The sequence below is a fragment of the Ligilactobacillus acidipiscis genome, assembly GCF_900116935.1.
Taxonomy (GTDB): domain Bacteria; phylum Bacillota; class Bacilli; order Lactobacillales; family Lactobacillaceae; genus Ligilactobacillus; species Ligilactobacillus acidipiscis.
On record NZ_LT630287.1, the window covers coordinates 47,767 to 62,176 of the forward strand.

Annotated in this window: 11 protein-coding genes; 7 read left to right on the forward strand and 4 right to left on the reverse strand. The window is 38.9% G+C overall.

Annotated features, from left to right (window positions below):
- Window positions 1-26 precede the first annotated feature (26 nt).
- A complete protein-coding gene (locus BQ5903_RS00235) occupies window positions 27-1,652 on the reverse strand; it encodes a malolactic enzyme (RefSeq protein ID WP_079578324.1) in 1,626 nt (541 codons plus the stop codon).
- A gap of 723 nt (window positions 1,653-2,375) precedes the next feature.
- Between BQ5903_RS00235 and BQ5903_RS00240 the strand changes: the two genes are divergently transcribed.
- The 6 genes from BQ5903_RS00240 to BQ5903_RS00265 all read left to right on the forward strand — a co-directional run bounded on the left by BQ5903_RS00240 (window position 2,376) and on the right by BQ5903_RS00265 (window position 8,418).
- Window positions 2,376-2,633, forward strand: coding sequence for a LysR family transcriptional regulator (locus BQ5903_RS00240; RefSeq protein WP_079578327.1), 258 nt, complete (start codon window positions 2,376-2,378; stop codon window positions 2,631-2,633).
- On the forward strand, window positions 2,634-3,266 hold the full coding sequence (locus BQ5903_RS00245; protein ID WP_079578329.1) for a LysR substrate-binding domain-containing protein: 633 nt from the start codon (window positions 2,634-2,636) through the stop codon (window positions 3,264-3,266). It begins immediately after the preceding gene.
- Window positions 3,267-3,486: 220 nt separating this feature from the next.
- Window positions 3,487-4,377: a PRD domain-containing protein gene (locus tag BQ5903_RS00250; protein WP_079578331.1), complete on the forward strand. Its 891-nt coding sequence runs from the start codon at window positions 3,487-3,489 to the stop codon at window positions 4,375-4,377.
- A 42-nt stretch (window positions 4,378-4,419) separates the two neighbouring features.
- Window positions 4,420-4,770 carry a PTS lactose/cellobiose transporter subunit IIA gene (locus tag BQ5903_RS00255; protein ID WP_056971187.1) on the forward strand — a complete coding sequence of 117 codons (351 nt, stop codon included), beginning with the start codon at window positions 4,420-4,422 and terminating at the stop codon, window positions 4,768-4,770.
- A gap of 3 nt (window positions 4,771-4,773) precedes the next feature.
- The gene (lacG, locus tag BQ5903_RS00260) at window positions 4,774-6,192 is read left to right on the forward strand and encodes a 6-phospho-beta-galactosidase (protein WP_079578333.1); all 1,419 of its coding nucleotides are present in this window, start codon (window positions 4,774-4,776) and stop codon (window positions 6,190-6,192) included.
- Between the two features lie 462 nt (window positions 6,193-6,654).
- The gene (locus BQ5903_RS00265) at window positions 6,655-8,418 is read left to right on the forward strand and encodes a PTS lactose transporter subunit IIBC (protein ID WP_010495555.1); all 1,764 of its coding nucleotides are present in this window, start codon (window positions 6,655-6,657) and stop codon (window positions 8,416-8,418) included.
- Between the two features lie 281 nt (window positions 8,419-8,699).
- Here the strand turns inward: BQ5903_RS00265 and BQ5903_RS00270 are convergent, their stop codons facing one another.
- The 3 genes from BQ5903_RS00270 to BQ5903_RS00280 form a co-directional block, all read right to left on the reverse strand.
- Window positions 8,700-9,686 carry a LacI family DNA-binding transcriptional regulator gene (locus BQ5903_RS00270; RefSeq protein WP_010495553.1) on the reverse strand — a complete coding sequence of 329 codons (987 nt, stop codon included), beginning with the start codon at window positions 9,684-9,686 and terminating at the stop codon, window positions 8,700-8,702.
- Window positions 9,687-10,463: 777 nt separating this feature from the next.
- Window positions 10,464-11,879, reverse strand: coding sequence for a 6-phospho-beta-galactosidase (gene lacG, locus BQ5903_RS00275; protein ID WP_162097631.1), 1,416 nt, complete (start codon window positions 11,877-11,879; stop codon window positions 10,464-10,466).
- A 41-nt stretch (window positions 11,880-11,920) separates the two neighbouring features.
- A complete protein-coding gene (locus BQ5903_RS00280; protein WP_010495550.1) occupies window positions 11,921-13,609 on the reverse strand; it encodes a lactose-specific PTS transporter subunit EIIC in 1,689 nt (562 codons plus the stop codon).
- Between the two features lie 326 nt (window positions 13,610-13,935).
- Here BQ5903_RS00280 and mgsA point away from each other — a divergent pair, with 326 nt between their 5' ends.
- A complete protein-coding gene (mgsA, locus tag BQ5903_RS00285) occupies window positions 13,936-14,358 on the forward strand; it encodes a methylglyoxal synthase (RefSeq protein ID WP_010495548.1) in 423 nt (140 codons plus the stop codon).
- Window positions 14,359-14,410: the final 52 nt, after the last annotated feature.

Here is a 14,410-nt window from a genome sequence, read left to right on the forward strand (position 1 = left end):
ACCTTCTTTTTTTAGATTTTATGATTTTAGTATTTTGGTGTCCACTTGGTAGCACGAACAGCTTTTTTAGCATCAGTGATACCGTCTTTAGCTAATCCTTGGTCAATGGCGCTTTGTGCAACAACCTCTGCAACGGTTGTTGAGAATTCTTCTAATTTAGAAACTGGCGGTAATACGGCAGCCCCTGCTTTAGTTGTATCAACGATACCGCCTAAAGCATGGCTGGCTTTAGCAAGCATTTTTTCATTAATGATCTTAGAACCAACAGCAATGGCGCCAAAGCCGACACCAGGATAAACGAGGGCATTATTAGCTTGGCCGATCTCATAGCTGACTCCATTATATTCTACAAAACCTGCTGGGATCCCTGTAGCAACCAAGGCCCTTCCTTGTGTCCATTCGATCAGATCTTGTGCTTTAGCTTCTGCAAGTTTGGTTGGGTTGGACAATGGGAAAATAATTGGACGCTCTGTATGTTGTGCCATTTCCTGAACAACTTCTTTAGTAAATGCACCTGGTTGTGTGGAAGTACCGATCATAACTGTCGGATGAACAGCTTTAACAACAGAATAAAGATCTGTTAATTCAGAAGAATTGTCAAATTCAGAACGTGAACGTGTAAACTTCTTTTGCCCATCTGTTAAGTCAGGTGTGTCTTCGAATAATAGACCTTGTTTATCAACGAGATAAAAATGTTTTTTAGCTTCTTCTGGAGACAAACCGGCACGAACTAATTCATCATAAAGCATTGAAGCAATGCCGACACCGGCAGTACCAGCACCAAATGTTAAGAATTTCTGGTCAGTAATTTTTTCACCGGAAATATTTAAAGCACCTAAAACACCAGCTAGGGAGATGATCCCTGTTCCTTGGATATCATCATTAAAAGTCAAGATTTGATCTTGATATTTATCCAAGAGAACAGAAGCATTGGCACGTCCAAAGTCTTCAAAGTGAAGTAAAGCTTCAGGGAATAATTCAGTTGAAGTTGAGACGAACTTATCAACAAAATCTAAATAGTCTTTCCCTTGGACTCGTGAATGCCGATTGCCCAGATATTCAGGATCATCTAGTAATTGTTGATTATCAGTTCCGACATCTAAAACAACTGGCAGTACTTGAGAAGGATCAACACCTGCAGCAGCAGTATAAACCATCAATTTACCAACAGCGATGTCTACACCGTTAACGCCCCAGTCGCCAATGCCAAGGATACCTTGTGAGTCTGTGACAACTATCAAACGAATGTCGCGGTCGCCGGCAGCATTTGCCAGGGCATCTTTCACATGATCAGGATCATCGATCGACAAAAAGGCAGCATATTGCGGATCCACGAATAATTGTCCATATTGTTCGATAGAATCAGCTATTGTTGGGTCGTAAACAACGGGCATAAATTCAGTAATGTGTTTACCCATTAAAGAATAGAAAAGAGTCCGATTAGTATTGAAAATATTCATTAAAAACAGTCGTTGTTCGAGGGCGGAATCCTTGCTCTTAAATTGGTTATAAGCCTGTTTTTCTTGTTCAGCTAAAGTTTGAACACGAGGAGGAAGAGTGCCTATTAAACCATATTTTTCTCTCTCTTCGTTAGTAAATGCGGTGCCCTTGTTTTTGAAGGGATCGTTTAAAATATTTTGTGCATTTTCCATGATAAAACCTCCTATTATAAAACAGAGTGGAGTGAACAGGGAGAAAGTGAGCACTATCATAGTCTAACCTTTAATGCGTCTTTAGCATTGAAGGTTGGAGTGAGATAGGCGGAGCTTTCTGGTTCACGCAGCTCGACTATGAAAACAGAGTGGAGTGAACAGGGAGAAAGTGAGCACTATCATAGTCTAACCTTTAATGCGTTTTTAGCATTGAAGGTTAGAGTGAGATAGGCGGAGCTTTCTGGTTCACGCAGCTCGACTATGAAAACAGAGTGGAGTGAACAGGGAGAAAGTGAGCACTATCATAGTCTAACCTTTAATGCGTTTTTAGCATTGAAGGTTAGAGTGAGATAGGCGGAGCTTTCTGGTTCACGCAACTCGACTATGAAAACAGAGTGGAACAACTTGTTTAGAGGATGAGCATTATCTGACATCAGGCTTATAGCGCGGGTCTCAGCGCTGTGAGCTTGAGGTGTGATAAGCGGAATCTTCTGAGTTGCGCAGCTCAACTATAAAAACAAAGCGAAACACCCAACTTGACTCAGTAACCTAAGTTGACTAAAAATTAGCTCCTATTTGTTAAAACTTAAAAGGTTAATTTGTTGTTCTCAACCTTTTGAACGATTCTTAGTATAGTAGTGTGTTAAAATTATAGTCAAATCTTAAGTTACTTATAAAAAATGTTAATAGGCAGCAGAAAAAAGCTGATATGGAGGGGCTAAAATGAATGTGAAAGATCTAGAATATTTTGTAGCAGTTTTTGATGAAAAAAATTTTTCTAAGGCCGCTATGGAAAAGAACGTTTCACAACCAACCATTACTTTGGCGATCAAACGGTTAGAAAACGAATTTGGTGCTAGGTTATTTATTCGTGATCATTCGCATCAAAGATTGGAACCTACTAGGCAAGGTTCACAATTATTGATCCATGCACAAAATATGTTGACTGAATTAGGAATAGCCAAAAAAGAATTGGCTTAAATGACATCTGGTAAAGTCAGATTGGGTTTACCGCCAATAATTGGTAATTATTATTTTCCTAAGATATCGCCAGATTTATTTCGCAGTAAATTGATCAACAAGATCGAAACTGTCGAAGCTGGATCTGCTGATTTACGCCTGCGTTTAGAAAAAGGAGATTTAGATATAGCCTTACTGAGCTCGCTGTCTCCTGTTATTGATGATGTTTTAAAGGTCGAGCTGTTTGACGAGTCGAAATTTAAGATCATTGTTTCTAAAAACAATCCTTTAGCACAAAAGGATGAAATCAATTTTAGCGAATTGAAAAATGAGAATTTTATAGTTTTGGACAAAGGCTTTGTGCATGGTAAGGCATTAAAGCAGGTCAGTCACCATGCGCATTATCGACCGCACATTGTTTATCCGACGACTGATATTCATATTTTGAAGTCATTAGTGGCCGAAAACGTCGGCATTGGTTTTTTGACAGAATCAGCTATTTCCAAAACGGATCAAGTACATTCATTGACCCTATTAGATGATGATCAGCCTACTTTTTATATGTCAACTGCATATCGTAAAAATAAGATATTGTCAGATGATGAACAGAGTATTGTAGATTTGTTGCAGAAGGAGTTATCACGCTCGTCATAGAATTTTTGTTTTATATTGTTTAAAGTTGTTAATAAATAAACATTTATTTAGAAAAAACGTTTACAAACTGTTTGGTTTAGTTTATACTAAGACGTGGATATTAAATGGATTGTTACTATTAAATTAGGCATGACCATAGGAGATGGGGGTCAGTTCATATAGAACTGTCAACTGCTCTTGTGGCCTTTTTTTGTCCAAATGTATGAAAGGGGGTATTTTCTTGCTAGGAATCGTCCAAGTTTTAAATAATAATTGTGCAATCGTAGATTTAGGAAAAGGTCGCCAAGCGCTGGTCAAAGGTCGAGGGGTCGCTTATCAAAAAAGAAAGGGTGACCAACTTGATAATGAGCGGATCGAAAAAGTAATGTATTTGGCAACTAAGGAATCTCAGCAAAACTTGGCATTCTTGTTGAAGGATATTCCGATCAATATTGTAACAACAACATACGAAATAGTTGATAATGCTAAAAGCAAATATCATTATAATTTAGCTGATTTTGTGTATGTTACTTTAGCTGATCATATTAATGGAATGTATAAGCATTTGCAAAATAATACCTATCAACGTACTCCGGTTCCTGATATGCAAGAACAATACCCCACTGAATACCATATTGCTGCTGATGGTTTAAAAATCATTAACGCGAATTTAAAAGTCTACTTTCCTAAAGATGAGATCAAGAGTATCGCGCTGCACTTTATCAACGGCCGTAGTGAGGGCGAAGATGTTTCGGCAGGAAATGAGACGTCGCAGATCACTTCAGATCTGAATGATCTGGTACAAAGTATCTTGCAGAAAAATATGGTACTTAGAAATGGCTCTAATCAGAATTTTTATGACAGATTGATGATTCATCTCGGTTATTTGGCAGAACGATTATCACAACATCAGCCAAGCAATGAGCGTGCGATAGTGAAGATAGAAGAAGAAATGAAAACCTCATATCCACATTCCTATAAAATAGCTCACGAGATCTATGAAGCGATTTGCAGTGAATTAGATGCTGATTTAGGTATAAATGAAGAGTTGTATTTATTGATTCACATTCAAAGGATCATTAATGAGAAAGACAATGAAAGCGGTTTGAAGTCTAGTGAAACTAATTACTGACGACGAACTATTTAATGAGAAGGTTAATGGGAGGAATTACTAATGGCTACAAAAAATGATATTTCAATGGTAGGCTTTGCAATTGTTGCTTACGCTGGTGATGCAAAATCAGACTTGATCGAAGCTTTAAATCAGGCACGTAATGGAAACTTTGCTAAAGCACGCGAACTAGTCGAGTCTGCAAACAAAAACATCGTTGAAGCACATAATGAACAAACTGGTTTACTGACAAAAGAGGCCGGCGGTGCTGATATGGACGTTACATTTATCATGGTTCATGGTCAGGATACTTTAATGACAACAATGATGTTGAAAGATCAAGTTGAATACTTTATCAACGAATACGAAAGGATCGCTAAGATCGAAGAACGCTTAGATAAGGCAGGTCTTTAATTTATGAGCTTATTAAATAGAGTAAAAAGTTTACCAAATGGCTTTGTTTGGGGTGGCGCAACTGCCGCTTATCAGGTAGAGGGCAGTACTAAAGTTGCAGGTAAAGGTAAAACGATGTGGGATGATTACTTGAAGGCTCAAGGTCGTTTTTCGCCTGATCCAGCCAGTGATTTTTATAATCGTTATCCAGAAGATATTGCTCTTTCCAAGAAATATGGTTTGAATTCTATTCGTGTTTCGATTGCTTGGACGCGAATCTTTCCTAAGGGGTATGGTGAACCGAACCAAGAAGGTGTTGCTTATTATCATCGTTTGTTTAAGGAATGCTTAGATCGAGGATTAGAGCCGTACGTCAGTTTGCACCATTTTGACAGTCCGCAAACATTATTTGAAGATGGTGACTGGTTAAATCGTAAAAATATTGATTACTTTGTGGACTATGCTGAATTTTGTTTTAAAGAATTCACAGAAGTGAAGAATTGGTTTACGATCAACGAGTTGATTTCTTTGGCATATTCACAATACATTCAAGGAAACTTCCCACCTAATCATCATTTTGATGTAACAAGCGGGATCCAAGCACAACACAATGAGCTAGTTGCCCATGCTCGTGTTGTCAATTTGTACAAGAAGTTAGGCTTGCCTGGCCGGATCGGTTTGATTCATGTGATCCAACCAATTTATCCGATCGATAATGCACCAGAAAATGTGCATGCTGCTAAATTACAGGATGCGTTCATGAATAAGTTCTTACTTGATGGGACATTCTTAGGCTATTATTCAGATGACACGATGGAGTCGATCAACGAGATCTTACGTTTAAATGACGCTCATTTAGAGATCGAAGATGGCGATTTGGATATTTTAGCAGAAGCTGCACCGCAAAATGATTTCTTTGGAATGAATTATTATCAAAACCAGTTTATCAAAGCATACCACGGCGAAAGCACTAATAGTTTTAATGGGACTGGTGAAAAAGGGACCTCTTCTTTCAAGTTTAAAGGTGTCGGTGAAGCTGTTAAAAAGGAAGGTATTCCAACGACTGATTGGGACTGGAATATTTATCCGGAAGGATTATATGATTCATTGAAACGTGTTTCGCAAGATTACCCTAATTGCAAAACCATTTATATTACCGAAAATGGTTTAGGCCTTAAAGAAGAAAAGCCAGCAGAAGGCGAAGTCTTAGAAGATGACAAACGTATCGATTATATTGACCAACATATTGAGGCGATTTTAAAAGCTAGAGACGAAGGTGTCGATGTTCAAGGATACTTTGTCTGGTCATTACAAGATCAATTCTCTTGGGCTAATGGATATAACAAACGTTATGGGTTGTTCTTTATCGATTTTGAAACCCAAAAGCGTTATATCAAGAAAAGTGCGTTGTGGTTCAAAGAATTAGCAGATACGATGAAGTAAAAAAAGAAGCGGAGCAAGCTCGGAGAAATTGGGCATTAACGGACTTCAGCATTATACTGTCGCATTTTACGATATGACGGCGAAGTTAGTTAAGCAAAAAGTTCTTAGCTTGTGCAACTCGACTAATACTCAGTGAAAGTAAGCAAGCAACACGTGGAAGGGTCAGCATTGGCTGCCTTTCATAGCATGTTGCCCACAGTCAAAATGTTATGAAAGGCAGCTAATGCCTAAACTTCCTAAGTATTAATTTTTATGGCCTGGGCGGACTGCCGCCGCTCAGGATCATAAAAGTTTTTGTTCAATAATATCCCCTTATGGCGGATCGTTACTATTTAATTAGGCGTGACCGCAGCCGGGAAAGTACTGAAAGCAAGAAGTGATCTTCTTGTTTGTGTATTTTTTTGGCTGCGGTTTTTAATTAAGTGTATTATTATAAAAATTTTCTAAAAGGAGTGAGGTTCTTTGAATGGTATTATTAAAGCAATAGAAAAGCATCAATCTACGTTTGAAAAGATTTCGCGTAATATCTATTTGCAAGCTATCAAAGATGGTTTCTTAGCCGCAATGCCGGTTATTTTGTTCTCAAGTATTTTTCTCTTGTGTGCATCCTTGCCGAGCGTTTTCGGGGTGGATCTACCGACTGGTTTATCTGACTGGTTAAATAAAATTTACAATTACACGATGGGTGTAGTTGGGATGTTAGTTGCAGGTACTACTGCACGTTGTTTAGCAGGTTCCATGAACCGCAATAAGATGCCCGCTGGTAAGGCCATTAGTGAAGTGTCAGTTATGATCGCTTCGATCTGTGGTTTCTTATTACTCGCTGTTACTCAACAAAAAGATGGTTCATTTGTGACATCTAACATGGGTACAAATGGTATTTTGTCAGCCTTTGTTTCTGCTTTCTTAACAGTAAATGTATATCGTTTTTGTATTATTAAAGATATTACGATACGTATGCCAAAAGAAGTTCCTGGTACAATTGCAGCAAACTTCCGTGATATCTTCGCATATTCATTTTCAGTTCTAGGTTGTGCTCTTATTGATTTCTTAGCACGTTTCTTTGTTAAAGTGCCCTTTGCTGAAGTTATTGCTAAATTGTTCCAACCACTGTTCAATGGTGCAGAATCATATCTAGGTATGGCCTTTATCTGGTTCCTGATCCCATTGTTCTGGTTTGTTGGGGTGCATGGTCCTTCTGTTGTCAAACCAGCTATCGAAGCTCCATTGTTTGGTAATACAACATTAAACTTGGCTTTACAAAAGGCCGGGGAGCATCCTTCACATGCGTTGACAGAAAACTTTGGTAACTTCGTTGGCGAACTTGGTGGTACCGGTGCTACTTTTGTCGTACCATTTATTTTCATGATCGCAATGCGTTCAAAACAGTTAAGAGCTGTTGGTAAAGCATCCTTTATTCCGGTTATGTTCGCTGTTAACGAACCTTTGCTGTTCGCTGCTCCGATGATCTTGAACCCATACATGTTCGTACCGTTTGTCTTGGCACCAGTTGTCAACGTTTTGATCGGTAAAGCATTTATTCAATTCTTAGGAATGAATGGGTTTATGTACGTCTTGCCATGGGCAACTCCAGGTCCAATTGGGACATTCTTGGCTACTGGTTTCCAGCCGTTATCCCTAGTATTTGTCCTAGTATTATTGGCAGTTGATGTTTTAATTTATCTGCCATTCTGTCGTGCCTATGATAAAGAATTATGTGATCAAGAAGCTGCTAACTTAGCAGAAGAAACAGCTGCAGGTGATGTAGCAGTTGAGACTGTTCCAGCAGCTGGTACTGCAACTGTCGCAGCAGAATCAGAAGTAGTTGAACCAACAGAAGCTTCAGAAACAAAAGATGAATCAATTGAAAGTATCAGTGATGATCCAGACGATCCAACTAAAGTGTTAGTCCTTTGTGCCGGTGCCGGAACGAGTGAATTACTTGCTAATGCGCTTAAAGAAGGTGCAGAAGAATATAATGTTAATTTAACTGCCAGAGCAGGCGCTTATGGCTCTCATTACGATATCTTACCTAATTTTGATGTTGTTGTGTTAGCTCCACAGGTCAAGACATATTACGACGATATTAAGAAAGATACCGATAAATATGGGATCAAGTTGATCAAAACACAAGGTAAGCAATACATTGATCTAACTCGTGCTCCAAAAGAAGCAATTGAGTTTGTGATGAGTAAGTTACATGAAGACGATTCAGTAGAAGAATAAGTATAATAAAGCAGTATATTCGCCTAATAATTGTGAATATACTGTTTTTTTGCTCTTGATTTTAAAATTCAAGTAAAACACTAGGGTAAATAAAAACTGACCCATAACGAAGCGGCGTATAATGTAGTTTGACAAGAATCTACAGAACGCAAGGTGTCAGGTTATTTAAGTATTACCCAGAAATAAAAAAATACCGGCCTGCTAAATGAGGGGGCCGGTATTTATTATCTATAAATTTAATTGCTGCTAAAGATTTACAGTATCTATTCCTAGCTAGCGAATCAGTCACTGCTCTCACGGAAACTGATCGAAGTCCCGATGATCGTTCTTTCGGCAACATCAGCGTCAGCAGTGATAATTTGCAGTAGCATCTCAACTCCGCGTTTTGCCATCAGTGGTAAATCAACTTTGACAGATGTTAAAGACGGTTTCGCTGTTTCAGCAAGTTGTGAATCGTTAAAACTAACTACGGATACTTGTTGTGGTACCTTGATTTCATTTTCTGTGAAGAAATCTAGGGCTCCTAATGCCAAAATATCACTGGTTACAAAAAGAGCATTGGGAAAATCTTTGCCTAGTTTGCGGTAGGCGGTTTGAATCCCATTATAACCAGCTTTTCTAGAAACTTCAGCGATAGAAAAGACATTTTCGGCGCGATATAGATGCTTAGAGCGTAGGTAATGACGGTAATCTACTAAACGTCGGTCATAGATTTTTTCCAAATCATCACTAGTGCGTCCTTCTGCAATTAGGATGCCAATGTTTTCACGACTGTGGTCAATAAAATCCTGTAACACACGCTTGACTCCAACTTCGTTATCACTGGTTACGCAGCTGATATCATTTTCTAGAGAATTATCACCAATGATCACTAGGGATGGATTCAATGCCTTAAGTCGAAGCTGTTGGGCAGTACTGAAACGACCGATGGCTATCACTCCCATACAACGTCTGACATTAGTCCAAGGTGAATCGCCAAAGATTGAGACGGATTTATAGCCCTGTTTTTTTAATTCTTTTTCGGCTGACAAACGCAATGTTAGGTAGTAGGGATCATTTTTTTCTTGTTCTTCGGTGAACCATGTTACGATCCCGATAGTAGCTGACCTGGGCTTTTTTTTATTTGGTTTGTAATTCATCTCATTCGCGATTTTTTCAACTCGTTGGCGAGTCTCATCTGCAACAGATAAAGAACTATCTTGATTTAGAATGCGTGATACGGTGGTGATCGAAACACCTGCTTGTAATGCGATATCTTTTAAACTCACTGGCGTGGCCTCCTTTATAACAGGGTGGAGAAAGCGGAATAAAGACTGAATACCCTGATTTTTTAAGTGAACTATCAATGCGGATCTTTGAACTTCCATAATCATCTTGAAGAGTATATCAAGCAAAGTCAGGCTAATATTTAAAAGAAAAATTGCATTTAAAAATGTTTAATGCACAATATGAAAGCGATTGTTTTTAAGCAAAAAGCAACATGTAATAGAACTACGGTTCGAAATATTGAGTAGCTCTCAATGTTCCAGCTTAGCAGGCAGCGTGGCGTACCCCCTCAACGATCCTGACTATGGAGGTGGAGGTCATGCGACTAAGGAAAAGACTGGGGGTTGAGTCATTAAACTAGCGTTGATTATTATTGCGGCAGGACAGTTTATAATGGTTATTGCCAAGTCCTATGCAATAATAAAAAAAGCTAATCACTATTATGATTAGCTAAGCTTCTAGTCACCCTGACTGTGTTTGGAGCTAGCGATCACGACTCGCCGGCTCCTTTTCATACTTAATAATATAACCTCTTTTGAGAAGGATTTCAAGTAAAATCGAAGGAGTGTAAAAGTATTCTGGACAATACTAACTAAAAAGTTTTATCTGGCGTGTTTTAGTCGAGCTATTTAAGCCAGCCTTTCTGCTTACCCAATTTTCACCCCACAGCGCCAAAAACAGCTATGAAGCGAAAAGTGAGTAATGCTCGAAGTCTACTCGTTGTGCTCCAAACCGTTTTTTTATTAATAATGATTCGTTCTTAGAAAAGCGAATACTACCTACTTTAATTCATGACTAGCAGTCAGTTCTTTAAACCAGTAAGCACTCTTCTTTGGCAAGCGTTCTTGTGTTTCAAAGTCGACAAAGAACAAACCATAGCGTTTAGAATATCCGTTTGTCCAAGAGAACATATCCTGTAAAGACCAAACGAAATATCCTTTAACATTGATCCCGTTGTTAATTGCACGTAAAACTTCTTGCAAGTGAAGTCTGATATAGTCGATCCGTTTTTGATCATCTAAAATCTCACCGGCAGCTGGTCTTTCTTCCTTGAGTCCTAGACCATTTTCAGTAATATAAATATCTTGAACTTTAGGATAGTTTGTATGGATTCGATCCAGCTGATCATATAGTCCTTGCGGATTGATCGGCCAGTCCCAATCTGTCATTTCGATCCCGTCTGGAACACCAGATTCGCCAACTCCTTGAAGACGAGAAATAGATGAGCCTTTTTTACCGGTACCATTATGGATCGTTTCAGAAATGCCATGGTATTCTTTCATGTATTTGCTAAAGTAATAGTTGACCCCAACAAAATCCAGCTGGTCCGCAGCTTTTTTAAGTTCTTCTATTTCACTGGCAGTAATTTTAATTTGTTCCTGCTGGTTAGCAGCTAAGATCTCATTCATCAAGTCCAATGTTTCTTGACTGTACTCGCCGCCCAAAGTTCCGTCTAAGAACAGTCGGTTATCTAAGACATCCTGCAGCTTTGCTGCATGTTGATCACCTTTATTTGTTGGATCAAATGGATAAACTGTTTGTAAAGCATGCACGACTCCGATTTGTCCGTTAATGTTTAATTCTCTAAAAGCATTCACAACTCGGGCATGAGCCAGGTTTAAATTGTGCTCAGCTTGGAATGTTTTGTGGAAATTGTACTTTTCACCGGGAGGGAAGGTCCCTGTGGTATATTGCTGCACAGCCATTGAAGTTGGTTCATTGATCGTGATCCAGTAATTGATCTCGCTAAATTCTTGGAAGCAGAATTTAGCGTAATCCACGAATTTAGTAATGTTTTCTTCGTTTAACCAGTCACCTGTTTGGTGCAGAGTTTCTGGTGTGTCGAAGTGATGTAAGGTCACAAAAGGTTCGATCCCATTTTTACGGCATTCGGCGAACATGTGATGGTAATAAGCAATACCTGCTTGTTCAGGCTTGCCACTGCCGGTTGGAAAGATCCGTGTCCAGGCAATTGAAATGCGGATCGAGTTGAGACCAAAGTCAGCGGATAGCTTTAAATCTTCTGGATAGCGATGGAAAAAATCACAGGCGGGTTCTGGATCAAAACGACCTTGTTTTTTCAAATAAGGTTCCCACAAAACTTCACCTTTGTTGCCTTCTTTGACTGCTCCTTCGGTTTGAAAAGCGGCAGTTGCACCGCCAAAATAAAAGTCTGTTGGAAATTTCATGATAATTTCTCCTCTCATTTTCTCTTTGTCCCAGCTATTTTTAACTTTTAGTTATTGGAAAGCTGCTCTGAAACGAAGGCCAATGCTTTATCGCCGTCGCGTGTCAGTTCAACGTATTGCTTACCACTTGTAGACACCATTTTTACTCCATATTTGTCAGTGATCTTCTTTAAATTGTTCTTCATACTGTCCATTTGTGGAGCTAAGATCACTAAGTCCATGTCTTGGATCAGATCCATATCCTGGCCATAAGCTCGGGCAGCGGCTGACAAACTCAGGCCTCTTTCGGTCGCTAATTTGTTCAAAGCATTAGCTAAAATTCCGCTGGTACCTCCACCTGCACATAAGACGAGAACTGTACTGTTTTCTGGGATAGCTTGATTGTCAGCAGTTTGCAGCTCATGGTCTGCAGAAGCAGCGATCACTATGCCACCATTTTCTTCAGTTGTTTCGACGTTTTCTTCTTTAGCGACCTCTTCAGCCAACAAGGATTTATCATAGGCTCTGAAAAATGGCCAGTAAACTAAGATATCTAAGACGATGATCAAAGCAACATAAACGAATGAAAGTGGGGCAAAACCGGTTGAAACAGGAATACCGATAAAGCCGGGCAGAGTCCATGGCATTGTGTACATGATCGAGTTCATCCCCAAAACATCAACGAAGAACTTGAACATGCAGACGTTCACGATCGGTGTCAAAATGAATGGGAAGAAGAACATTGGATTCATAATGATCGGGGTCCCGAACAAAATAGGCTCATTAACTGAGAAAGTTCCCGGGATAAATGATGCTGAACCGACAGCTTTCAACTGTTTTGATTTGGCAAAGAACATAAAAATGTATGCTAAAACCAAAGTCGAACCTGTCCCACCAAAGTTCATAACGTAATCCATAGTATTCATGGCTAAAACGTGTGAGGCTTGGTGACCTGCTTGATACATCTGCAAGTTGGCTGCGGTGTTAGCGATCATGATCGGAACAACAGCAGGCTGAACGATCGATGGGCCCTGGACACCACAGAACCAGAAGAAGGCCATAGCTCCGGCAATGATCGACAAACCAAGATATGTTTCACTTGCACTAAAGAGTGGCGATAAGAGCTGAATGATAAATTTAGGTAAGTTAACACCGGTCAATTCTTTGAAGGCTAAATCAACGGCCCAAAAGATAGTGACTGTCGATGCCATAGGAATGACATCTTTGAAAGTTTGAGCAATGTTTTGCGGTACTTGTGGCGGTAATTTAATGGTGACATTATTTTTGATACATACGTAATAGATATTGGGTGTGATCAGACCAACGATATAAGCGGCAATCAAGCCTTGTGTACCCATGTATGTCAAGTCAACGCCATTTTTCAATGGAACGATCGCAAGAATAATAAATGAAATTTCCGCTGCCATAATGACAGAGATTGGATTGACTTGATTAGTTTTCGGCAAACTCAAATTTTTTGAATCTGTCAGATTTTTGGCAGTTGTTCCAGTAACGAACAAAGCTAAAAGCCCCATTGAGTAATTGTATGCGATAAGCAAACTGTTGGTAACTTTGTCTGACCAGTAAAATCCCCATGCATTAGGAACATAGGCGATCATTAAGAAAATACTTGAGAATAAAATAATTGGCATTGCTGCAATAAACCCATCACGAATTGCGGCAATGTATTGATTGGAAGCAATTTTTTCGAATAATGGCTTGAACTTTTCCATTTTCTTTTGAATACCAGTACTCATAATAGTAAAACCCTCCTTTAGGGACTTAAAAAATGTATTCTTTTAAGCAACAACCCCTAAAGCCTCGAATGCGTTTTCATCTAACATCTTAATTATATTTTTTATTTAGTAAAAGTCAATATTAATTTTACTTTATTTTTACTTAAATCCACTTTGATATAGGAATTTTTACAAATTAAATATCATAAAATATGAAATATATTTACTTAATTTATGAAAATATAGGAAGTGTTATCCTTGAGATGGTCAAAAAGTAAGATGGTTTTAGTTTATAGAGAAATAGTTTAAAATGTGGATATGTTAAAAATAGAAGGGCAGGATGTTTAATGAAAATTGCATTGATCGCACATGATAAAAAGAAGCCCGATATGAAGAAGCTATCTTTGGCTTATCAGAAAATATTAGAGAAGCATGAGTTATTTGCCACCGGACATACAGGAAAAATTGTTGCTGAAGCCACGGGATTGGATGTAAAGTGCTTTAACTCCGGTCCTTTAGGCGGTGACCAAGAGGTGGGAGCATTGATCGCACAAAACAAAATCGATGCTGTTATCTTTTTGCGTGATCCATTGACAGCTCAGCCGCATGAGCCAGACGTTAATGCGTTGATCAGGCTCTCAGATGTGTACAATATTCCATTAGCTACTAATTTTGGGACAGCAGAAGTGATTTTACGCGGCCTGGATAATGGTTATCTTGATTTCCGCAGTTTAGTTAACGGCAATGAAAATAAGCACGAAAAGTACTAAGTAAAGAAGAGTGTTTCACGTGAAACACTCTTCTTTGATATAGGATAAAAAT

What these genes read in the sequence shown, in the direction of transcription:
- BQ5903_RS00280 (WP_010495550.1), bottom strand. Translation starts at nt 13,609, where the DNA reads ATGAGTACTGGTATTCAAAAGAAAATGGAAAAGTTCAAGCCATTATTC.
- BQ5903_RS00235 (WP_079578324.1), bottom strand. Translation starts at nt 1,652, where the DNA reads ATGGAAAATGCACAAAATATTTTAAACGATCCCTTCAAAAACAAGGGC.
- BQ5903_RS00240 (WP_079578327.1), top strand. Translation starts at nt 2,376, where the DNA reads ATGAATGTGAAAGATCTAGAATATTTTGTAGCAGTTTTTGATGAAAAA.
- lacG (WP_079578333.1), top strand. Translation starts at nt 4,774, where the DNA reads ATGAGCTTATTAAATAGAGTAAAAAGTTTACCAAATGGCTTTGTTTGG.
- BQ5903_RS00255 (WP_056971187.1), top strand. Translation starts at nt 4,420, where the DNA reads ATGGCTACAAAAAATGATATTTCAATGGTAGGCTTTGCAATTGTTGCT.
- mgsA (WP_010495548.1), top strand. Translation starts at nt 13,936, where the DNA reads ATGAAAATTGCATTGATCGCACATGATAAAAAGAAGCCCGATATGAAG.
- BQ5903_RS00245 (WP_079578329.1), top strand. Translation starts at nt 2,634, where the DNA reads ATGACATCTGGTAAAGTCAGATTGGGTTTACCGCCAATAATTGGTAAT.